The following is a 3089-nucleotide window of genomic DNA, read 5'->3' as shown; positions in this document are numbered from 1 at the left end:
AGCGGGCAGCAGGCTGGCTGCGGCGCGCGCCAGTATCTTGCGCGCCACCATGGGGCTGATGGGGCTGCCGCCCGCGTGCAGGCTGCGGATCTCTTGCGCCAGCTCGGCGGCGCTCACGTCCTTGAGCAGGTAGCCCATGGCCCCGGCTTCGATGGAGCGCAGCACATGGTCTTCGTCACCAAAAATAGTGCTCACCAGAATGCCGCAATCGGGCCACTGCACGCGCGCGGCGCGGATCACGTCCAGGCCCGATCCGTCGGGCAGGCCCAGGTCCACCAGCAGCACGTCCATGGGCGCCTGTGGCAGCAGGTCCAGCGCCTCGGTGCAACTGGCCGCCACCATGGCCAGTGCCAGGTCGGGCTGCGCGCCGATCATGGCCACGAAGGTGTCGCGGCTGGCCATGTCATCCTCAACGACACCCACGCGCAGCGCGGGTTCAGACGGAGAGATGGGCGTGGACATGGGCACGATTATCACCACGCCGTCTCCCACGCGGCCAGCGGCTCCCTGCGCCGCCAGCGTGGCGCGCGGCACGGGGAGCGGCAATCGCTCCATTTACATCAATTTTTATAGCAGCTTGCGCTTGATGAACAAGCGCTAGCGGTTGATTCGACTCATGTCAGTTCATGCACTGGCGTTGCATCAGTCCGAAGAGGCGCCGTCTTCCGTCTCCAGGCTTTTCACCAGCACCGCCGCCTGCGTGCGGCTGTAGCAGGCCAGCTTTTTGAGAATGGCCGTGACATGCACCTTGACGGTGTTTTCGGCCAGGCCCAGCGTGGCGGCGATCTGTTTGTTGAGCAGGCCGTCGGCCAGGCACAGCAGCACACGAAACTGCTGGGGCGTGAGCTGGGCCAGGCGGGCGGCCAGCTCGGCGTCGGCCTCGGAGCGCTCGGCGGCCATGGGCGGGAACCAGCTTCCGCCGTCGAGCACCGCCACAACGGCATCGCCCATGGTCTCGGCGGGCGCGGACTTGGGGATGAAGCCCGCCGCGCCAAATTGCTGCGCGCGGCGGATGACGCGCGGGTGGTCGTTGGACGAGATGATCACCACGGGCAGCTCGGGGTATTCGCCGCGCACATGCAGCAAGGCCGAGAAGCCGCGCGCGCCGGGCATGCTCAGGTCCAGCAGCACCAGCTCCACCTCGGGGTGCTCTGCCAGCGCCTGGCCCAGGGTGGCGGCGCTGGCGGCCTCGAGCGTGCGAAACCGGGGCAGGCGCCCCTGCAACACGTGCAGCACGGCGGCACGGAACAGGGGGTGGTCGTCAGCGACCAGGAGCGTGGGCTCGGAGGACATGGGGTTCACAGTCTGCCACGGCGGCGCCCCGCCCCATTCACTACGGCGCGCTCACGCGCCCTCTGGGCCTTGCCAGAACGCGGGCTGGGCGTATTGGTATTTGAGAAAGTCGATCCACAGCCGCACCCGCAGGGGCAGGTGCTTGCGCTGCGGAAACACCACGTAGATGCCGTTGGGCGGCGCGGCAAAGTCCTCCAGCACCGCCACCAGGCGCCCTGCGGCGATCTCGGCCTCGACCTCCCAGGTGCTGCGCCAGGCAATACCCCAGCCGCCCAGGCACCAGTCGTGTAGCACCTGGCCGTCAGAGCAATCGAGCGGGCCGCCGGGCTTTAAATGCATGACCTCGGTGGAGCCGCTGGCGTGGGGCACTCTGAACGCCCAGCCGCGCGTCTGCGAAGCGTCGCTGGACAGCGTGAGGCAGTCGTGCTGCAGCAGCTCGGCCGGGGCACGCGGCGTGCCGCGCCGGGCCAGGTATTCGGGTGTGGCCACACACAGGCGGCGGTTGTCGGCAATGCGCACGCTCACCAGCGACGAGTCCGGCAGGTCGCCCACACGCACCGCGCAGTCAAAACCCTCGCCCGCCAGGTCCACCACGCGGTCGCTGAGGTTGAGCGAAATGGTCACGTCCGGGTGCGCGGTGCGAAAACGCGGCACCAGCGGCGCCACGTGGCGGCGGCCAAAACCTGCGGGCGCGGTGATGCGCAAATGGCCCGTGGCCTTGACCCCGCCCTCGGACACGCTAGCCTCGGCATTGGCCACGTCGGACAACAGGCGCTGGCAGTCTTCCAAAAAAGCGCTGCCCTCGTGCGTAAGGCTGATGCGGCGCGTGGTGCGCACGAGCAGCTTCACGCCCAGGTGCTCCTCCAGCGCATCAAGCCGCCTGCCCATGATGGCGGGCGCCACGCCCTCGGCCTTGGCCGCCGCCGTGAGGCTTCCGCGCGTGGCGACCGACACAAAGGATTCAAAGGCCTTGAGTTTGTCCATGGGCGGAGATTATGGAGACATCCACCCTGGCGAAAACAGGATTCATCAAAATTGATAGCTGCTTGCGCTTTATGGATAAGCGCCAAAGCGACTTTTTATCCACAACTTCTCCACTCCCCTGCCCTTGTCATCCGTTTTGGGGACATACAAAACCGCCGCAAATCCCTACCATGCCGACCATGCGCAGGAACAGGTCGACTTTTTACGCCTGAATTCATAGCTGCTTGCGCTTGCCAGAAAAGCGCTGGAGGCCAAAAGAATGCCAAAGAAAACTCGCGCTCACCGCCGCCCCTGCTCACGGCTGGTGGTGCCGCGCAGGCGGCCAGCCAGCCCACCCTTTGTGGCCGCGCAGCGGTGTAAGGCCGTTTCTTCAATCAAAACACCTTTCAGCGCCCGCCCAATAAGCACAAAAAGCTATCAAATTATGAGCAAACCCATCCCCCTTTGCGTTTCTCTCATCCGCCTGCTGTGCCTGTTGCCCTGGCTGCTGCTGCCCGCCTGGGGGTGGGCGCAGGGGTGGAGCGTGAGCACCGTGGTGGGCGCAGGGCTGGACTCCCCCTTTGGCGTGGCCGCAGACGGCACGGGCAACGTCTTCGTGGCCGATACGAGCAACAACACCATCCGCAAGTACACGCCCAACGGCAGCGGCGGCTACACGCAGCAGGGCGATGTGGCGAATACTGGGCTGAACACCCCCTCTGGCGTGGCCGTGGACGGCGCGGGCAATATCTTCGTAGCCGATACGAGCAACAACACCATCCGCAAGTACACGCCCAACGGCAGCGGCGGCTACACGCAGCAGGGCGATGTGG

Annotated in this window: 4 protein-coding genes; 1 reads left to right on the top strand and 3 read right to left on the bottom strand. The window is 66.2% G+C overall.

What is annotated here, in order from left to right:
• From Q0105_RS21545 to Q0105_RS21535, 3 genes are all read right to left on the bottom strand, one after another.
• Window positions 1-462: response regulator transcription factor (locus Q0105_RS21545; RefSeq protein ID WP_298214983.1), on the bottom strand; the 462-nt coding region annotated here is incomplete at its 3' end.
• Window positions 463-642: 180 nt separating this feature from the next.
• Window positions 643-1293, bottom strand: coding sequence for a response regulator transcription factor (locus Q0105_RS21540; RefSeq protein ID WP_298214981.1), 651 nt, complete (start codon window positions 1291-1293; stop codon window positions 643-645).
• Between the two features lie 51 nt (window positions 1294-1344).
• Complete coding sequence (locus Q0105_RS21535; protein ID WP_298214979.1) at window positions 1345-2277, bottom strand: LysR family transcriptional regulator; 933 nt, start codon at window positions 2275-2277, stop codon at window positions 1345-1347.
• Window positions 2278-2701: 424 nt separating this feature from the next.
• Between Q0105_RS21535 and Q0105_RS21530 the strand changes: the two genes are divergently transcribed.
• Window positions 2702-3089, top strand: a 388-nt coding sequence (locus Q0105_RS21530; protein ID WP_298214977.1) for an SMP-30/gluconolactonase/LRE family protein, incomplete at its 3' end; no start/stop codon positions are given.

The organism is Acidovorax sp. (assembly GCF_027492855.1).
Taxonomy (GTDB): Bacteria; Pseudomonadota; Gammaproteobacteria; order Burkholderiales; family Burkholderiaceae_C; genus Acidovorax.
This window is presented reverse-complemented; position numbering and strand designations above follow the sequence as displayed.